The following is a 17,438-nucleotide window of genomic DNA, read 5'->3' as shown; positions in this document are numbered from 1 at the left end:
CCAATGCGGCTACTGCACGCCCGGCCAGATCATGTCCGGGGTGGCCTGCATCGCCGAAGGACACACCGGGTCGGCGGCGGAGATCCGAGAATGGATGAGCGGCAATATCTGTCGCTGCGGCGCCTACACGAACATCGTCAACGCCGTGGCGGCGGCGGCGCGGAAAGTCTAGCCCGTGCAGACGTTCGCCTACAGCAAGGCCACCGACGAGCAAGCGGCGCTGCGCGCAGGCGCGGCCGGTGCCCGTTACCTCGCCGGCGGCACCACGCTGGTCGACTTGATGCGCGAGACGGTGGAACGGCCGAAGGCGTTGATTGACATCAACGCATTGCCGTACACCGGCATTGAGGTGGGCCCGACGCTGCTGCGGGTGGGATCGTTGGTGCGGATGGCGGATCTGGCCGCCCACCCCGCGGTGCGCCAACGGGTCCCGATGATCACCGAGGCATTGGAGTTGAGCGCCTCGGCGCAGCTGCGCAACATGGCCAGCATCGGCGGTAACTTGTTGCAGCGCACCCGCTGTCTGTACTTCCGCGACGTGTCCGCGCCCTGTAATCGGCGCACGCCAGGTGCGGGCTGCGGGGCGATCGACGGGCGCAACCGCACCCACGCGATCCTTGGCACCAGTGGCGCCTGCGTGGCGACGCACCCGTCGGACCTGGCGGTGGCGCTGCGGGCGCTCGATGCGGTGGTCGTGGCCCGCGACACCACCGGTGAGCGGCGGATCCCGGTGGCCGAACTGTTCCGCCCACCCGCCGACAGCCCGCATCGCGAATTCACCTTGCGCCCCGGCGAGTTGATCGTCGGCATCGAGGTTCCGCTGGGCTCCGAGGTCCGGCGCTGTGGCTACCTGAAGGTGCGGGATCGGCAGTCCTATGAGTTCGCCTTGTCCTCGGCCGCGGTGGCGCTCGACATCGACGCCGGGGTCATTCGCTCCGCCCGGGTGGCCGTCGGGGGAGTAGGGACCGTGCCGTGGCGACTACCCGCGGTGGAGGCGGCTCTGCGGGGTCGCAAGCCCGACGCAGCCGCCTTCACCGAGGCGGCAGCGCTGGCCGCGGACGGCGCAACTCCGTTGCGTGACAACGGCTTCAAAGTTGAGCTTCTCAAGCGCACCGTCGCGCGGCAGCTGTCCGCGGTGGCGGCGCTGCCATGACGGGCCCGCTGCCGGCCGCATTGCCGGTCACCGGCCAACCCGTCACCCGGGTCGACGGTCAGCTCAAGGTCACCGGGAAGGCCACATACGCCGCCGACAACCCCATCGCGGACCTTACCTACGCGGCGTTGGTGTGCAGCGCCGCGGCCGGCGGCGCCTCAGTGCAGGTGAGTGGGGAGCAGGCACGCCGCGCGGCGGGCGTCATCGCCGTGCTCACCGAATTCCTCGGTCTGCGATTGCCGTTCGACCCGGCGCGGGCGGCATTCTTCGGTCAGCCCGTCGCTGTCGTGATCGCCGCCACCGCCGAAACCGCGTCGCACGCGGCATCTTTGGTGGAAGTCCGCTACTCCAGCCCGCCGGTGCAGGTCGCCATCGACGCGCCCCGAGCGCTGCCCCAGCCCGGGCACACCAATCGTGACTATTCGCGCGGGGATGCCGAGGCCGCGCTGCGACGCGCACCGGTGGTCACCGACTTGCAGTTCGCGATCGCCCGCAACAACCACAACCCGATGGAACTGCCCGCCACGATCGCCCGGTGGGATGACGATCGGCTGACGGTGTGGGACAAGGTGCAAAGTATCGGTTCGGCACGGCAGGCCTACGCCACCGCGCTGGGTATCACCGCCGACCACGTCCGAGTGATCTCGCCGTTTGTCGGCGGCGCGTTCGGCAGCGCCGGCCAGACCTGGCCGCACCAAATACTGGCCGCTTACGCGGCCCGCCGGGTGGGACGACCCGTCAAGCTGGTGTTGTCGCGCAAGCAGATGTACAGCGGCATTGGATACCGGCCGACCAGCCGGCAGCGGCTGGCGTTGGGCGCCGAGCAGTCGGGGCAACTCACCGCGCTTGTGCACGAAGGGCGCACGGAGACGGCCCGCTACGGCATCTACGAAGACGGATTGGTCGGTAACCCGCGATTCATGTATCGCGTCCCTGACGTGCGGTCGACGTATCGCGTGGTGCCACTGGATGTCAATCTGCCCACTTACATGCGAGGCCCCGGCGCGGTCACCGGGACGTTCGCGCTGGAATCCGCGATGGACGATCTCGCGCACCGGCTGCGGATGGATCCGATCGAGCTGAGGCTGCGCAACGAGCCCGACGTCGACCAGACCAGCGGCGCACCGTTCTCCACCCGTCGGCTCGGTGACTGCCTGCGGGCAGGTTCCGCAACCTTTGGCTGGTCACGGCGCAACCCGACGCCCGGCGCCACCCGCGACGGTGATGTACTCGTCGGTCTCGGCGTAGCCGCGGCCGCCTACCACACCCAGCGCTCCGAATGCGCAGCGCGGGCGACCCTACTCGCCGACGGCACCGCCGAAATCGCCAGCGCCACCAGCGATATGGGACCCGGCACCTACACATCGATGACGCAGGTGGGCGCCGACGCGCTGGGCTTGCCGCTGCACCGCGTGCGGTTCAGCCTGGGCGACAGCACGCTGCCGCCGGCGCCGTCGCACTCGGGATCACGCACCATGGCCAGTGTCGGCTCGGCCGTCCACACTGCCGCCACGATGTTGCGTGACAAGCTGATTCGGATCGCTGTCACGGATCCGCAGTCGCCCCTGCACGGGTTGAGCCCGGCCGCCGTCAACGTCGTCGACGGATTCATGTCGTCGAGCGCGGCCCCCGACCGGGGTGAGTCGTACCATGACCTGCTACGGCGCAGGGGCTGGCGCACAGCGGAATCCGAACAGACATGGACTCCCGATGACGCCGACAAGCGTTATTCGATATACGCCTACGGCGCGGTGTTCGCCGAAGTGGCGGTGGACCCGGAACTGCCCGTGGTGCGGATCAGGAGGGTTTACGCGTGTTATGACGCGGGCCGCGTGATCAACCCGAAGCTCGCACACAGCCAGGCCATTGGCGGCATGGTGGGCGGGATCGGGATGGCGTTACTGGAGGCCACCTTGCTGGACGACCGCGACGGGCGGATCGTCAACGCCAACCTGGCCGATTACCTGGTCCCGGTCAATGCCGACATCGCGGCCCTGGACGCGTCCTTTTTGCCCGCCGAGGACACCATCGCCGATCCGATCGGGGTGAAAGGTCTAGGTGAACTGGTGATCGTCGGCGTACCGGCCGCGATCGCCAACGCGGTGTTCAACGCCACCGGCAAGCGCGTCACCGACCTGCCCATCACCGTCGACAAGCTGCTGTGAACGTGCCGCGTCGCGGCCCGAGGGTCGCGGTGTGCACGTGGAGCGATGTGCGCCGGCGCCCGGACACCCATGGCCACCGCTCACCGTGGTAGACGCGAAAGTCCTCTTAACAGAACCGATGTCAGCGTCGTGCCTGTTGACTCGAGCCGCCCCGGTACCCGGCCACGTGTCCGAGCGCCATGTCGAGAGCGAGTTCGAGTGGGCGGGCGCTGCGCGTGGTCTGCGCCATGAGCAGGCCACCCTGGAGCGCGGTCATCATGGTCAAGGCGAGTTCGTCCACGTCGGGCTCTGCGGCGAACTCACCGTTGTCGCGCATGGCCGCGAAGCCGGTGGACAAATACGCTTGCCATGCCGCGAACGAACGCTCGAGCTCGCGTCGCGCGGACTCGGAGCGGTCGGCCAGTTCGCCGACGAGCGAGCCGAGGGGACAGCCGCCAATACCCTGCGTCTCGCGGACCATCGTGATCAGATGATCACACCAGCGCTGCAGCCCATCCCATGACGAAAGCTGACTGAGCATCGGCTCCTGGGCGGCGATCACGGCGCCCAATTGCGACTTGATGACCTCGCCGACCAAGGCGTCCTTATTGGCGAAGTAGTGATACAGCTGGGACCTGCTGGTGGCGGTGGCGGTCATGACCGACTCCAGGCTCGTGCCCGCAACGCCGTGTTCCCGGATCAGGGCGGCCGCGGCGGCCACGATGCGAGCCTTGGTGGCGGCGCCGCGCGCCGTCAGCTGGGCGGAAGGCCGGTCATCTCTAGACGCCACCGCCGAAACCTATCGGAATTGGACCTGTCAATCCAGATTCGTCACGCCTAGGGGCGGGCAAACCCGTGACCGGCGTCGCAGCCCGTCCGCGCCGAGACAAGTGACGGCCACAGTCGAGGACAACGATCGCGTCGCGGCCGGGCGAACGCAGTTTTTGTGACCCTATCGAGGTATCACGCGAAATCCCTGACGCGAGCGATTATTTGACGCCGAAGCCAAGGTTGGTCGGCCCGGCGTTGCCGTGCGGCGCGCGGGGATGAACGAAAACGCATCCCGATCGGGGCCATGCCCGACAGGTCGGCTCCGTCCCACCCCGCGTGTGACGCCACGGCCGCGGCACGCCCGAACTGGGATTGCCAGTCCAGTTTGGTCTCATCATGATGACCGGGTACAAGTCACCGAACCGCCGTGGAAGAGGACGCCGATGTCGCGACTGCACTTTGGCCAGCCGTTCCCCCCGCTCGACGTTCCCGCCGTCGGCGGCGGCACGATCTCCCTGCCCGGCGACCTCGCCGGCTCCTATGGGGTGGTCCTGATCTATCGCGGGTCCTGGTGTCCGTACTGCAACGCCCAACTCAGCGCCTTCTCCCGTGGCAGTGACGCGCTGAGCGAGGTCAATGCGAAAGTTGTCGCCCTCTCGGTCGACGATGAGGAAACGTCCGCCGCGCTTGTCGCCAAGCGCGGCCTGCGCTTCCCGGTCGGCCACAGTGCCGATGCCGACAAGGTCGCCGCGATGACGGGTGCCTACGTCAACGACAACCCGCACTATCTGCAATCGACCGGATTCATCCTGGCACCCGACGGGACGGTGCGGCTCGCCGTATACTCCAGCGGCGCCATTGGCCGTTTGGTGGTCGACGATGTGGTCGGCTTCCTTCGCTATCTGAGCGAGCATCCGGACGCCCGATGAGCCGGCTAGCATGCAGTGGCTCGCCGCGGCCCGCGCCGGCGCGCACCACGCCGGGGGACAGTGCGCAGGGGCCCAACGCATGTCGGTAACCGAGCCGCCCAGGACGCCCGTTTCCGCTCGCCAATCCCAGTCGGCGACCACAATGAATTCGATGTCGCATTCAGAGCCTTCCCGGTTTCAGGCCCTTTTCGAGGCGACATCCATCGGCAGGGTTGACCTGTCCAACCGCATCGCATTGGCACCGATGACGCGAGTGAGCGCAACCGCCGACGGTCTCGCCACCGATCGAATCGGCCGGTATTACCGAGTTTTCGCCGACGGCGGATTCGCCCTATTGATCACCGAAGGTCTGTACATCGACGGCCAGACCAGCCAGGGCTACCTCTTCCAACCGGGCATCGCGAACAACACGCATGTCGCCGCGTGGGAACCAGTTGTCGCCGGCGTGCATGCCGCTGGCGGGAAGTTCTTTGCCCAACTGATGCATGCCGGCAGCCAGTCACAAGGCAACCCCCGCACCGCGACGACGTGGGGGCCTTCGGCAGTGCGGCCCAAGGGCGAACAGCTGGCCATGTACCGAGGTTCGGGCCCGTTTCCAATTCCTGAAGTGATGACCGCTCAGCACATCGATCAGGTCCGAGCGGCTTTCGTCAGTGCCGCCCGGTTGGCGCGCGACGCGGGGTTCGATGGTGTGGAGATCCATGGCGCCAACGGGTACTTGCTCGACGCGTTCCTCACCGACTACATGAACACCCGCACCGACGCCTACGGGGGCAGCGTCGCCAACCGCGTCCGGCTCATCACCGAGGTTTGCGGTGACGTCGCCGCGGCGGTCGGTCAAGACGTCGCGGTCGGTGTTCGGATTTCGCAAGGCAAGGTGTCGGATAACGGGCACCGCTGGGCGGGCCGCGAGGATGACGCTGCCACCATATTCACCGCGCTGGCCAACACCGGCATCGACTACGTTCACACCACCGAATATCGGGCTCTGGCACCGGCATTCGACAACGACAGCGCACCGTTGGCCGCGTTGGCCAAGCGATACAGCGGCCTGACGATCATCGCCAACGGGCACCTCGACGACCCTGCCGACGCCGCCGCGATCGTCGGCTCCGGCACCGCCGACGTCGTCACACTCGCCAAGCCAGCCCTGGCCAACCGCGATTGGCCACGCCGCGTGCGAACGGGTCAACCGCTGTCGCCCGACCTGCCCGCCGACCTGTTCGGACCCGTCGCGACCGTCAAAGATTGGGAAGTCGCCGGCCCGCAACAATCGTGAAGGCCACCTGTCGGGCGCGCCGCACACCGTCCGCGCGAACGCGCCGCCTAGAGCTGGTTGGCGTTCGGACCGCTACCGCCATGCAGGTTCCACTGGCCGCAATCCGGGGCCAGAACGTCGTTGACATCGACGGCGAGTCCGCCGACAAGCGGACCGGGATTGGAAGCGGTACTGACGATGCGCTGGTAGAGAACGGCGGCAGGGTCTACCTGGTTGCCCGACCAGGCGCGAGTTTGCCAAGCCCACCGCCGGCCGGCCGTGCTCGACGAGCCGATAACACCGTCGGCGGCGGCCCACTGGCAGACGTTGATGCCTCCGTATACCCCGGTGCGCTGGACTCCGAGGACCGAGTTGATCCCGCGAAACCATTGCAGTGCAACACGATTCCAGGTATCGCGGTTGATGTCCTCGTCGATGGTGAAGAAGATTGGCGCGCTCTGCCCGCCCCCCGCGGCGGTGTGCAGTTGCCAGGCGGTGCGCGCGTCCGCGACGCCACCGGCGTAGCCTCGCGTGAAGTCCGACGGCGCCGACGCACCTGGCTTGCCGTATTGGTAATTGCTGACGATCACCAAGCCCGCGGCCGCCAGTGACTCGGCGTAGGACCGCGTGATGGGCTTGGCACCGAATGACGCGCCGGGGCGAGACGTGGAAACGTAGTTGATGACCCCGCTATAGCCTGCGGCCCGGATGGCTTGCGCCGGAATTTGACGCGCGGCGAAGTCGATCAGCCGGGGTGGGGCAGCGGTCGCCGTGGGCATGCCACAGGCCACAGCGGCGGCGCCCACACCGGCCAACGCGGTGGCGTAGCGCAACGCGTCGCGCCGGGAAATCGTACGCCGTAGCCCATGGCTGGCCGCCGGGGGCGAAGTGTGCATCGCGCGATGTTAACGATGTGACTTCGATTACTGGAACCCCTTGGCTGCCTTGAACTCCGTTGCGTTTGCAAATGGATACCCAGCGGTGACCGCGGCTCGACGCCCGCGGCGCGATCGGCATTCAGCTGTCGCAGAAGTCATCCCCGCGGGGGTGGCAAGTGCGGCCAACGAGCGCCCGAATATGCGCACAATGACGCACGTCGCGGCAGCAACCGTGGGTACATTCAGACCAGCGATCGCCGTGGTAACCCGTACCACCCTGTGGCGCAACGACATCGCGGAAGCCGGGCGACGAGCAGGGGACTCCGCAGACACGCCGCCCGGCTGATCCCGTGGCCAACCGGAAAGCACAATGTGCTGTGACCGTTAGAAATCGTTACCGCAACCGTGATATGCGCGCTCTTATCATGGGATTCGAACGATCGACTCGACGTTGTTCGGCATCTCGGAAGCCAAGGGGGCTGGTATGACGACCGCAATCGCCGCGCGCGAGACCGTCGAGAACGACCCGGCCCAGGCACATGACGACGTCACGCTGGCGGTCGCGATGTTGAACGCGGTCGCAGGTCGAGGGGCCACGGCCACCGACGTCCAGCCGCGCTGGCGAGCCACGGAAGAAGAGATCTTGCGTGCGGCGATCACGGTCATATTGGTAGCGCTCATGGCGGTGATCGGCGTCGCCGCGAGCGCAATCCTGACTATGGGTTAGCCGCCGGCCCTTTCGCCCGGGGATCGGGTTACTCGCTCAGTCCTGAGCGACTAGATAGCAGCGCGTGCTCGATGGACCACCCAGCATCCTTGGCCGCGGCCGGGCATCGACCGCCGACTCAAGCCTGGTCGTTGTTTTTGTACGCACCCCAGCCATGGACTCGGTCAATCTCAATCAGAGCGCTGACGCGTGCCCGATCTCGGCGCGGGTAGGGCTGTCCCCGATAGTGCCGAGACACCGCATCGATATCGGCCATGCCTTCGTCGTCATAGATATCGACGACCCGGCCGATGAGGGTGATGTGGGTGTACCAGTCGGCTTCGTCGAGCACGGTGAGCGACACCTTCGGGTTTTTCCGTATGTGCTGCAACCGCTTTCGGCCGGTGTCCATGTTGACCAGGATGTGGTCGTCGCGCACCAGGTACCACGTTGCGGCCGAGACCGGTTGTCCGTCACTGCGGATCGTGCTGATAACGGACGGATTGGGTTTCGCCAGCATCGCTTTTTCAGCATCGGTCAATATCTGTGCTGACATTGTCGCGTTCTCCTTCGCGTCAGGCCGTTGAGGTCCAGCAGCGCTTCGTGCCTGCCACCGGCATTCCTCCGTTGCCCATACTTGCCGAGCCACCTGCGCTCGCCGCGGCCGGGCTACCTGGCGCACCAGACGGGCGGGGCGGCGCGCAGTTGTTTCAGCGAGCGCGACCAGGACTCGGCCCCCAACGTGGGTAGCCGCTTTGACCGGCGGCTACCGATCCAGCGCAATTATTGACACTGGCGAGGCGAATTTAGTGGCGGTTCACCTACGGCAAGGTGCCGCCCTTACCAGGTGCTAATTGATTCCCGGAGAAAGTGGGGATGCGGCGAATTAGGGGGCCTTCCACACCACCTTGTCCGACCCTCCGGCGTCCCGGTAGACGACGCTGTCGGGGCTCGTCCCGTTACGGACATCGAAGTAAAGGCGCCCGGTCACGGGGGTGCCCAAGGGAAGTGGACCCTCAGGGAGGCCGTCGGTTTGGTTACCCTTCAACACCGCGAACGTGGAGCTGTTGACGGCCCGGGCGTTGAAGTCGGCGATGTTGGGAGTCGCGTTCCCGCTCACACCTTTGGCCGTGACGTCGGAGTACCACACGCCGTCGTTGTGGCCGCTGGGTTGCAAGTTGCTCACGGTGTAGTCGATCGTGCCGCCCAGGCTCGAGATCTCTGCCATCTGGCCGAATTGCAGCACTTGCGGGTCGGCGAAAGCCGGCGCCGCCGGCACGATTGCGGCCGCCGCCAGTACGGCTGTCGCGGCCGTCGTTTTCCATGCGATGTGTGAGAACGCCACGGTGAGCTCCCTTCGTGATGCGCTGGCCGTCCGAGAGCGGCAGCTGACTACAACTTGAGTTCTATCCAAAGGACGGCATTTCAAAACCCAACTTGGCTCGCGCACCGTTCAACGAAGGCGCATTTTTAACTCGATATTCGAATGCTCGAATGCAGGCGCCCGAGCGCGCCATCGATCACGCGCACCGGGCGACGAAATCATTCTCGGTGCGACATTGTTCTGAATGCCGGATTACTGAGCCTCGGCGATCAGCCCGACGACGCGGCGCCCGTCCGCAATCTCCATGCCGGCCATCCTGGAGTGGGTCGGCAGCACCGCCGCCAGGCGGCCGAGTCCGGCCTCGGAGATCCGGAACAACTCGCCGCGCCGCAGGGCGGTGTGCACCGGCCCAAGGTGACGGCCACCGAACTGTTCGAGCCGGGGGAAGTTCTCGAGGTCGAACACCACCACTTCGCATCCCTTGTCCACCAGCAGCGCCGGTGCGACACCGCTCAGCCGCGCAGCGAGGTCGACGGCGACCTGGTCGTGGAAGGCCGGGACGACGACCGTCACCCCGAACGGGGTCCCGCGCACCGTCGGCTCGCCCGGGACGGCGACCGCGGCCATGTCGAGGAGGTTGCAGAAGTTGGTGTACGTCCCGAGCCGCCGGTTGATCGCGTGGGGATCGGCGCGCACCTCGTCGAGGGTGGGGTGCTCGGTGGTGGTGGGCAGCAACAACCCGTCGAACCCTGCCAGCAGTCGCGCACCCGCCGAACGCGCACACGCCAGCGCGTTCAGGTCCGCGGCGAACGCCACGCCGGTGACGGACCTTGCCGCCGTGATGACCTGTCGCACAACCGGATCCGCGCCGGGGGGAGCGGTGTCGAGGAAGTCGCCGACCGCGTCATACCGCTCGGCGACGAAGGCACCGTCGTACAACAGCAGGGCCGCGTCGAGCAGAACCGAGATGTCGAGCGGTTCGACGGTCAGCCCCGCCTCCGCGGCGCGCATGACGGTTCGCTCGAAGGCGTCCCGATAGCCATCGCTGAGGGCGGACAGATTGGCGGCGGTCGGGATGGCCACGCGCGGTGCGTCGGGCGCCGCGAGCGGAAGGTCGGCGGGCCAGGCGCGGCTGCGGGGATCCCGGGCGTCCGGTCCGGCCATCACGGCGGCCGCTGTGGCCGCGAGGCCGACGTCGGCCGCGAGCACGGAGACGGCGTCGAAGCTGGCGCAGGCAGGGACGACCCCGTGGGTGGGAAGGATCCCCAGGGTGGGCTTGACGCCGGCGATCCCGTTCAGCGCGGCCGGCACGCGCACCGACCCGGCGGTGTCCGTGCCGACGCCGATGTCCGCGATGCCCAGCGCGACGGCGACGGCCGGCCCGGAGCTGGACCCGCCCGCGATCAGCTGCGGGTCACGTGAGTTACGCACGGCGCCATAGGGACTGCGGGTTCCGACCAGGCCGGTACCGAACTGGTCGAGGTTGGCCTTGCCGAGCGCGACGGCCCCCGCGGCTTGCAGCCGCTCGACCGCGGCGGCGGTGGCGCACGGCCGGTAGGCGAACTCGGGGCACCCGGCGGTGGTCGGCAGGCCCGCGACGTCGATGTTGTCCTTAACGGCGACGACCAGTCCCGCCAGCGGCAGGTCGTCGCCGGCGGCGAGGCGTCGTTCGACTTGTGCGGCGTCGGCCAGCGCGTCGGTCTCGTCACGCAGCGCGATCCAGATTTCGGGCCGCCCTACCTCCGCGATCCTGCGGTAGGCGGCCGCGACGCGTGAGGTGGGGGAGTCAGAGGACATGAGGCGCGATCAGGATCGCCGCGCTAGATACCGCGAACCCGATCAGGAAGGCGATCACCGTAAATCCCATGACCTGGCGGACATTGAGCTTGGCGATGGCGAGCACCGGCAGCAGCCAGAACGGCTGGATCATGTTCGCGACGCCCTCGCCGTCGGCGACCGCCATCGACATCAGGCCGAGGTAGGCCCGCGAGTGTTGACCGACCGCCAGCGCCGAGTCCACCGCGATCGGGCCCTGCACCGCCCAGTGCCCGCCGCCGGACGGCACGAACAGCGAGATCAGCACGGAGCCGAGGAACGTGAAGAAGGGCAGCGTGTACTGGTCGGCGCCGCGCACCACGGCCTCGGCCAGCACCGTCTGCAACGCCTTGCCGGATCCGGTCGGCAGATAACCCAGGAGACCGACGATCCCGCCGTACAGGGGATACTGCAGGAGCAACGGGCCCGACACTCTGGCCGCGTTCGAGAACGCCCGGATGAAGCGGATCGGCGTGCCGTGCAGCAGGGCGCTGGTCACGGTGAACAGCATGATCATCGACGAGATGTTGAGCGCGAAGCCGCTCAGCGCGAAATACGCGATGCCCGCGACGAAGACCAGGACGTTGAGGATCCAGAGATTTTCCAACCACTCCGCGGGCGTGCGCTTGCCGGTCGGCGCCTCGACCTGCGGCTCCTCCTCGAAGACCGCGGGGTCCGGCTCGAGAGGCTCCGACGGGGCCATGCGCCAGATCCCGAGGGAGAGCAGACCGACGACCACGAGCACCGCGACCCAGTTGTAGGGCTGAACGACCGTCAGCGACAGCGGCACCGTCATATTGGTGATCTTGTGAATCACATTGATGGGGCTGGAGTTATCAGTGTTGGCGAGCGCGATGGACGACGACAGGCCCTGCGTCCACACCAGGTAACCCATGAAACCGGTCGCGATCAGATAGCCGAAGTGCGCACCCTCGAGCCGCTTGGCGACCTGGCGCGCGACGAGCGCACCCCCGACCAGGCCGAGCCCCCAGTTCAGCAGCGAGAATGCGGTGCTGACGCCGAAGCACAGCAGCGCACCCTGAACCTGGTTGGTGGGCTTGCTCGCAATGGAGACGATCGCCCGTTTCAGAACGGGCGCCTCGGCCAGCGTGTACCCCGTCACCAGGACGAGCACCATCTGGAACGCGAACGTGAAGATGTTCTGCGGGCCCCAGACACCGCCGTACCACGCCTTGACGACGCCCGACGGGGTCGCGCCCCGCACGAGCAGCGCCACCAGCCCGACGACGATGAGGGTGAGGATGACCGCGAATAAGTACGGGTCTGGCATAAGCCGTTCGACGTAGCGGACGCACAGCCCGGTGAACCGTTGAATGATTCCCCGTCGTTCCCGCCGGGTTGGTTGCGTCGTCGTCATTTACTCCCTCGATCTCTCCGCCGCGTCGTGGTCACGTCGCCCTGACGAAACCCAACGCCTGGCAGGTTGCCAGCAGGTGAAATCCATGGATCCGACGACGATGACAATAGGCGTTGCCTCCGCGAGCCACGGGCGACGGCCACCACCGGAGCGCCGAGGCAACACGAGCAATGGTGGCGAGATTCATCGCTGCTAAGCACGGTCTCGACTGTTAACCCTGCACATTCAATTCGTCCATACTCTGGCGATCGCGAAGCGCGGGGGAGTCGGGGCGCGTGAGCGCAGATCGCGGACCGTACAGCTGTAGACCAGCCTTTTCAACGCCGTTGAAATGATATGGTTCGCGGGTGCCGTCGCCCGGAAAAGTGATCAAGCGTCGGGGCAGGCGCCAAGGGGAGCCGGTATCGCGCGACGCGGTCCTTCGCGCGCCGAAGCGGCAATTTGCTGTGCATGGCTACGACAAGACGACGCTGCGAGCCATTGCCGACGATGCGCGAGTGGACCCGGCGATGGTCCTCTATCTCTTCGGGTCGAAGGCGGCATTGTTTCGCGAGTTGATGATCTCGTCAATCTATTTGTGGCACAGGCTATTCGATCGACGGTGCCGGTGAATTCGCGGTCTGCGTACTCTCGGTGACGTCGCCGACATCGCGCGGCGAGTACCGCGCAAACCCGGAAGTCGTGGTCATGTCGTCAGCCACGGCTCGTCCCCGACCCGCGAGTCAAAGCCGGCACACAAGTGTTGACCCTCCCCTGGGGAGAGACTTCACACTGAACCGGTGACCACTGCACTGTCGATCGGCGACTTCTCCCGAATGACGCAACTGTCGGTGAAGACGCTGCGGCATTACCACGAGGTGGGGCTGTTGGAGCCGGACCGGGTCGATCCGGCCACGAGCTACCGGTACTACGCACCCGAACAGGTTGCCACCGCCCAAGTGGTCCGGCGGCTTCGCGAACTCGGCATGCCCATCGCCGACGTGCGCGCTGTGCTGAGTGCCGCGCCGGCCGACCGGAACACACTGATCGGCGGCCACCTGAAACGGCTGGAGACTGAGCTCGCCGCCACGCGCAGCGCCGTCGAGTCACTGCGGGCCATCCTGGAGCGCCCGGCCGCACACGTCGAACATCGGAGTGTCGCAGCAGCATCCGCCGCCGTGATCGAGGAAACCGTCGATCGCGACGAATTGCTGCCGTGGTGGCAGGGCGCCGTGGGGGAGTTGCGGGGGACGGTGACCGCGGACACTCGGCTGACCCCCACCGGCGCGCCCGGGGCGTTGTTCGGATTCGACATCTTCTCCCGCGACCGAGGCAGTGCGACAGTCTTCATCCCGGTCGACGGTGAGGTGCGGCCAGTCGGCCGAGTGCGGTCCGCGATGATTCCGGCTGCCGAGCTGGCGGTCGTACACCACTGTGGTCCCCACGACGATGTTGATCTCGCCTACAGCGCACTCGGTGAGTACGCCACCCGTCACGAGATCAGCGTCGAGGGCCCGTTGCGCGAGTACTACGACGTATTCTCCTGGGACACCGACGATTCAGCACAGTGGGTGACCACGCTGTGCTGGCCGGTCTTTCGGGCCGACGCGTGAACGCGCTGCAGGGCCGTCGCGCCGTCGTGACCGGCGGGACAAAAGGCGCCGGGGCCGCGATCGTCGCCCGGCTGCGGTCGGCAGGAGCGCATGTGACCGCCGTGGCCCGTCATCGTCCCGCGGATGATTACGCGGCCGCCGACGATTTCGTCGCCGCCGACCTCGTCTCGGCAGCGGACGTCGGGGCCGTCGCCGCCCATGTCCGTGACCGCGGGGGTGTACAGATGCTGGTTCACGTCGCCGGCGGGTCCGCTGCGCCGTCGGGTGGGTTCGCCGCGATGACGGACCAGGATTGGGCCGACGAGCTCAACCTCAACCTGCTGGCCGCGGTCCGCCTGGACCGAGCGCTGCTGCCGATGATGGTCGAAGCCGGCGCCGGCACCGTCGTACACATCGGATCGATTCAGAGTCGGTTGCCGCTCTACGACGGGACGCTCGGGTATGCCGCGGCCAAGGCCGCGTTGCGCGCCTACAGCAAGGGACTCGCCAACGAGTTGGCGCCCAAGGGTATTCGGGTCAATACCGTGTCACCGGGATTCATCCAGACTGCTGCGGCAGACGCCCTGATCGACCGGATCGCCGCGGCCGGCGCTGGCAGTCGCGAATCGGCGCTGGAATCTCTGCTGGCGGCGCTCGGCGGGATCCCCTTGGGCCGCCCCGCCCAGCCCGCAGAGATCGCCGAAGTGGTGGCGTTCTTGGTCTCGGACGCCGCATCCTCGATCGTGGGCGCCGACGTGGTGGTGGACGGGGGATCGGTGCCGACGGTGTAGGTCGTGACGACGAGGCGGTCCTCCCGTGCCGGTCGGCCCGCATCCCACGGCGGCGTCTTCATGACTGCACCACGCGATCGGGGTGGCAGATTTAAGGACCGGAGCAAGCTCGGCGAAATCACGGCTTCTCGTCGGTCCTCATCCGCATGCGCACACGACGATGGATCGGCGTTGCCTTCTCCGACGACGCCTGACGCGCACACTGCGGCTGCCGGTCGCAATGTCTTGCCGCGCAAGTCGATCCACTCTGCTTGGGTGTCCTTCGCCCAGCGGGGCAGGCCGCCTTCGATGAGACTTCGGTCCTGACAGCGGCGATGCTGCGCCACGCATTTCGATGCGCCCGGCCACGGTGCCCGCTGCTCCTGCCCAGCGGCGGGCACCGTCTCAAAAGGCTCTTTACAGTGGAATCCAGACGCCGAAGAAGTTGAAGCCCCACTGGTTGAAGCCCTGATTCCACATGGGTGTTTCCTGGTATCCCCAGTAGTTAATGGGGCCACCCGTCCACCGGCCCCCAGGCGGGGGCATCGGCCCGCCCCAAGCCGGTCTCGGCGGTTCCCCCGCACCCCACGGCGCCGGTCCATCGCCCCAGGGTGCGCCGCGAAAGTAGCCGCGTTGGGCATCTCCGTGCCAGGGTCCGCCAGGACCGCCGGGGCCACCGGGCCCGCGGGCTCCAGGCCCGCCGGGTCCGCCGAACTGGCCGGGGCCACCCGGCCCGTGGGGGGCCGGACCGCCCGGGCCGCCGGGCCCGCGCTCGCCGAAGCCACCTGGCCCACCGGGCCCATGCTCGCCGAAGCCACCTGGCCCACCGGGCCCGGCTGGGCCGTGGCCGCCTGGCCCGCCCGGGCCCCCAGGACCGCCGGGCGGGGGACCGGCGGGCCCGCCCGGATCGTGCGGTCCTGGAGCCTGCGGCGCCGATGCCGGATCAGCTTGCGCCGCGGCGACTCCCACCCCCATCGCCGCCGCGCCAACGGCGCCGGCCAGCGTGAAACCGCCGACCACTTGTCTCAATTTCATGGTCGTTACCTGTCTGTAAGAATTCCTCGGACATCCGCCCCCAACGGTTATTGAGGCTAAGCACTGTATGTATCGGTCAGCTATCGGCCGGAACCGTCGACTATCCGACCGAACACCCAGATACGGTGAATCCCGTTTTCTTGCACCGCTTTTCCCGAGTCGGCCGAATCGGCATGCCCGGCGGATCGTTGGATAATCGTTATCTGGAACAGCAACGCGTGCCCCACCACGATCGGTTCACACGCAATCCGGTCCCGCGCGCCGCGGCGTCACGCGGTAGACGCCCAAGAACCCCGCTGGGCGTCGCCAGCCTGAACACCCGTCTCGCGCGGTCCGCGGGACCTGGTGCGCACCGTGATGGCCGTAGTCCACCTCGCTCCCTGCGAGTTGCGTTGCGCATAACGGACTTTCTGGCCACCGGCGATCACAACCACATTCGCCTGTTCGAAGTGAACGCTTTCGCACTCTGTGGCCTGAACTCCGTCCCATTGCCGCTGATCGAAAATGGTCGTCGTCCTGCTCACGTGGGCACAGGTGTTTTCGGATGTGGCTCATGCCGCGGCTTCCAGGCTCAGCAGGGTGCGTTTGGCCTCAACGCCGCCGAGGTAGGCGCCTAGGGCGCCGTCGCTGCGCACCACGCGGTGACATGGCACGACGACCGGTAGGGGATTGGTAGCACAGGCGCTGCCGACCGCGCGGACGGCCTTCGGGTTGCCGGCCAGCCGGGCCACGGCGGCATAGCTGGCGGTGTGGCCGTAGCCGATGTCGGGCAGCCGATGTAGCACCGCGGCGCGAAACCCCGCCGACAGTCTCCAGTCCAGGGGGACGTCGAAGCTGCGGCGCTGCCCGGCAAAGTATTCGTCGAGTTGGCCGGCGACGACATCGAGCCGGGCGGGGTCCAGCAGAATGCGGGGGCTGACCTTATCGGCCAGCGCCTGCAGGACGGCGTCGTGGCCTTCGATGGCGTAGGCGACCCGAATCAGACCGTGGTCGGTGGCCGCCAACAGCAGCGGGCCTACGGGGCTGTCGAGGACGCGGTAGGCAACGTCGAGGATGCCCTCGCCTTGCGCGGCGACCGCCAGGCGGGCGTGTAACGCGGTCAGTTGGTCGGCGGTGGGGTCCGTCATTCGCGCCAGGTCGCCGATGAGCTCGTCGGTGCCGTCGTTCATCAGGTGTCTCCTTTCCTGGACGTGCCGTCCTCGGGGTTACGGCGGTAAGTGCGTCTAAGTGCGGCGATGCCGTCGGCGGCGGAGCGCCGCGCGGCCGCGGTGGTGCCGCCGAGGATGTCGGCGACGTGGGCGTAGGGCAGCCCGGCCAGGTAGTGGTAGGCCACTGCGTGCTTCTGCTTGGTGGGCAGGCGGGCCAGCGCTGCGGCGAGATCGTGGTCGGGTTCGGTGGGTGGCACGCTGGGTGCCTCGGGCAGGGTGTCGGTTGGTATCGGGTGCCGGGTGCGGGCTCGGGTGATGTCGATGGCTTTGCGGTGGGCAATGGTCACCAGCCACGCTTCGATGTTGGCGTCGAGGGGTAGGTCGGGGTAGGCGGTCATCGCCGACAGGAACGTCTCCGACCACGCATCATCGGCGTCCACGGGTCCCAGGACGGCGCGGCACACCCGCAGCACCGTCCGGCCGTGGTCGGAGACGATGGTCTCGAAGGGCTGTTTGACTGTCACGGGGTGTAGACGTGTAGTGAGCGATTTTCGTGAG

At 67.4% G+C, this 17,438-nt stretch carries 17 protein-coding genes and 1 pseudogene; 9 read left to right on the top strand and 9 right to left on the bottom strand.

Annotated features, from left to right (window positions below):
• The 3 genes from A5714_RS05260 to A5714_RS05250 all read left to right on the top strand — a co-directional run.
• On the top strand, positions 1–172 hold a 172-nt coding region (locus A5714_RS05260; RefSeq protein WP_231975788.1), incomplete at its 5' end, for a 2Fe-2S iron-sulfur cluster-binding protein.
• A gap of 3 nt (positions 173–175) precedes the next feature.
• On the top strand, positions 176–1,153 hold the full coding sequence (locus tag A5714_RS05255) for a xanthine dehydrogenase family protein subunit M (protein ID WP_068283448.1): 978 nt from the start codon (positions 176–178) through the stop codon (positions 1,151–1,153).
• On the top strand, positions 1,150–3,318 hold the full coding sequence (locus A5714_RS05250; RefSeq protein WP_068283445.1) for a xanthine dehydrogenase family protein molybdopterin-binding subunit: 2,169 nt from the start codon (positions 1,150–1,152) through the stop codon (positions 3,316–3,318). The genes A5714_RS05255 and A5714_RS05250 overlap by 4 nt, the downstream gene beginning before the upstream one ends.
• Positions 3,319–3,439: 121 nt before the next feature.
• Here A5714_RS05250 and A5714_RS05245 read toward each other — a convergent pair whose 3' ends face one another.
• A complete protein-coding gene (locus A5714_RS05245) occupies positions 3,440–4,018 on the bottom strand; it encodes a TetR/AcrR family transcriptional regulator (RefSeq protein ID WP_231975786.1) in 579 nt (192 codons plus the stop codon).
• Between the two features lie 493 nt (positions 4,019–4,511).
• Here A5714_RS05245 and A5714_RS05240 point away from each other — a divergent pair, with 493 nt between their 5' ends.
• Together A5714_RS05240 and A5714_RS05235 are read left to right on the top strand one after the other, a co-directional pair.
• Positions 4,512–4,997, top strand: coding sequence for a peroxiredoxin family protein (locus tag A5714_RS05240; RefSeq protein WP_068283440.1), 486 nt, complete (start codon positions 4,512–4,514; stop codon positions 4,995–4,997).
• Positions 4,998–5,007: 10 nt separating this feature from the next.
• Positions 5,008–6,276 (top strand): NADH:flavin oxidoreductase, encoded by a 1,269-nt coding sequence (locus A5714_RS05235; protein WP_231975784.1) that lies wholly within the window; start codon positions 5,008–5,010, stop codon positions 6,274–6,276.
• A 47-nt stretch (positions 6,277–6,323) separates the two neighbouring features.
• On the opposite strand, the gene A5714_RS05230 is transcribed toward A5714_RS05235, so the two are convergent.
• Positions 6,324–7,151 carry a DUF1906 domain-containing protein gene (locus tag A5714_RS05230; protein ID WP_068283437.1) on the bottom strand — a complete coding sequence of 276 codons (828 nt, stop codon included), beginning with the start codon at positions 7,149–7,151 and terminating at the stop codon, positions 6,324–6,326.
• A 466-nt stretch (positions 7,152–7,617) separates the two neighbouring features.
• Between A5714_RS05230 and A5714_RS05225 the strand changes: the two genes are divergently transcribed.
• The gene (locus A5714_RS05225; protein WP_068283453.1) at positions 7,618–7,860 is read left to right on the top strand and encodes a hypothetical protein; all 243 of its coding nucleotides are present in this window, start codon (positions 7,618–7,620) and stop codon (positions 7,858–7,860) included.
• A 118-nt stretch (positions 7,861–7,978) separates the two neighbouring features.
• Here the strand turns inward: A5714_RS05225 and A5714_RS05220 are convergent, their stop codons facing one another.
• The 4 genes from A5714_RS05220 to A5714_RS05205 form a co-directional block, all read right to left on the bottom strand.
• Positions 7,979–8,395, bottom strand: a complete 417-nt coding sequence (locus A5714_RS05220; protein WP_068283435.1) for a PPOX class F420-dependent oxidoreductase — start codon at positions 8,393–8,395, stop codon at positions 7,979–7,981.
• A 330-nt stretch (positions 8,396–8,725) separates the two neighbouring features.
• Entirely contained in the window at positions 8,726–9,184 is a 459-nt protein-coding gene (locus A5714_RS05215) for an MPT63 family protein (protein ID WP_068070859.1), read from the bottom strand.
• 231 nt (positions 9,185–9,415) lie between these two features.
• Complete coding sequence (locus tag A5714_RS05210) at positions 9,416–10,960, bottom strand: allophanate hydrolase (RefSeq protein WP_068283431.1); 1,545 nt, start codon at positions 10,958–10,960, stop codon at positions 9,416–9,418.
• The gene (locus tag A5714_RS05205; RefSeq protein WP_068283428.1) at positions 10,950–12,356 is read right to left on the bottom strand and encodes a TIGR00366 family protein; all 1,407 of its coding nucleotides are present in this window, start codon (positions 12,354–12,356) and stop codon (positions 10,950–10,952) included. Before A5714_RS05205 ends, A5714_RS05210 begins: the two co-directional genes overlap by 11 nt.
• A 347-nt stretch (positions 12,357–12,703) precedes the next feature.
• On the opposite strand from A5714_RS05205, the pseudogene A5714_RS05200 reads away from it, so the two are divergent.
• The 3 genes and pseudogenes from A5714_RS05200 to A5714_RS05190 all read left to right on the top strand — a co-directional run.
• A pseudogene (locus A5714_RS05200) lies at positions 12,704–12,910 on the top strand (helix-turn-helix domain-containing protein); the annotation flags it as partial.
• Positions 12,911–13,135: 225 nt separating this feature from the next.
• Positions 13,136–13,948, top strand: a complete 813-nt coding sequence (locus A5714_RS05195) for a MerR family transcriptional regulator (protein ID WP_068070864.1) — start codon at positions 13,136–13,138, stop codon at positions 13,946–13,948.
• Positions 13,903–14,718 (top strand): SDR family oxidoreductase, encoded by an 816-nt coding sequence (locus A5714_RS05190; protein WP_231975782.1) that lies wholly within the window; start codon positions 13,903–13,905, stop codon positions 14,716–14,718. The genes A5714_RS05195 and A5714_RS05190 overlap by 46 nt, the downstream gene beginning before the upstream one ends.
• Positions 14,719–15,114: 396 nt before the next feature.
• Here A5714_RS05190 and A5714_RS26960 read toward each other — a convergent pair whose 3' ends face one another.
• The 3 genes from A5714_RS26960 to A5714_RS05180 all read right to left on the bottom strand — a co-directional run bounded on the left by A5714_RS26960 (position 15,115) and on the right by A5714_RS05180 (position 17,404).
• The gene (locus A5714_RS26960) at positions 15,115–15,732 is read right to left on the bottom strand and encodes a chitin-binding protein (protein WP_082959579.1); all 618 of its coding nucleotides are present in this window, start codon (positions 15,730–15,732) and stop codon (positions 15,115–15,117) included.
• A 551-nt stretch (positions 15,733–16,283) separates the two neighbouring features.
• Positions 16,284–16,859 carry a methylated-DNA--[protein]-cysteine S-methyltransferase gene (locus A5714_RS05185; RefSeq protein ID WP_231973823.1) on the bottom strand — a complete coding sequence of 192 codons (576 nt, stop codon included), beginning with the start codon at positions 16,857–16,859 and terminating at the stop codon, positions 16,284–16,286.
• Between the two features lie 41 nt (positions 16,860–16,900).
• Entirely contained in the window at positions 16,901–17,404 is a 504-nt protein-coding gene (locus tag A5714_RS05180) for an RNA polymerase sigma factor (protein WP_068070866.1), read from the bottom strand.
• Positions 17,405–17,438: the final 34 nt, after the last annotated feature.

Source organism: Mycobacterium sp. E2462 (assembly GCF_001672685.1).
Taxonomy (GTDB): Bacteria; Actinomycetota; Actinomycetes; order Mycobacteriales; family Mycobacteriaceae; genus Mycobacterium.
The sequence above is the reverse complement of the archived record's forward strand: the minus strand, read 5'-3'. Positions and strand labels throughout refer to the sequence as shown.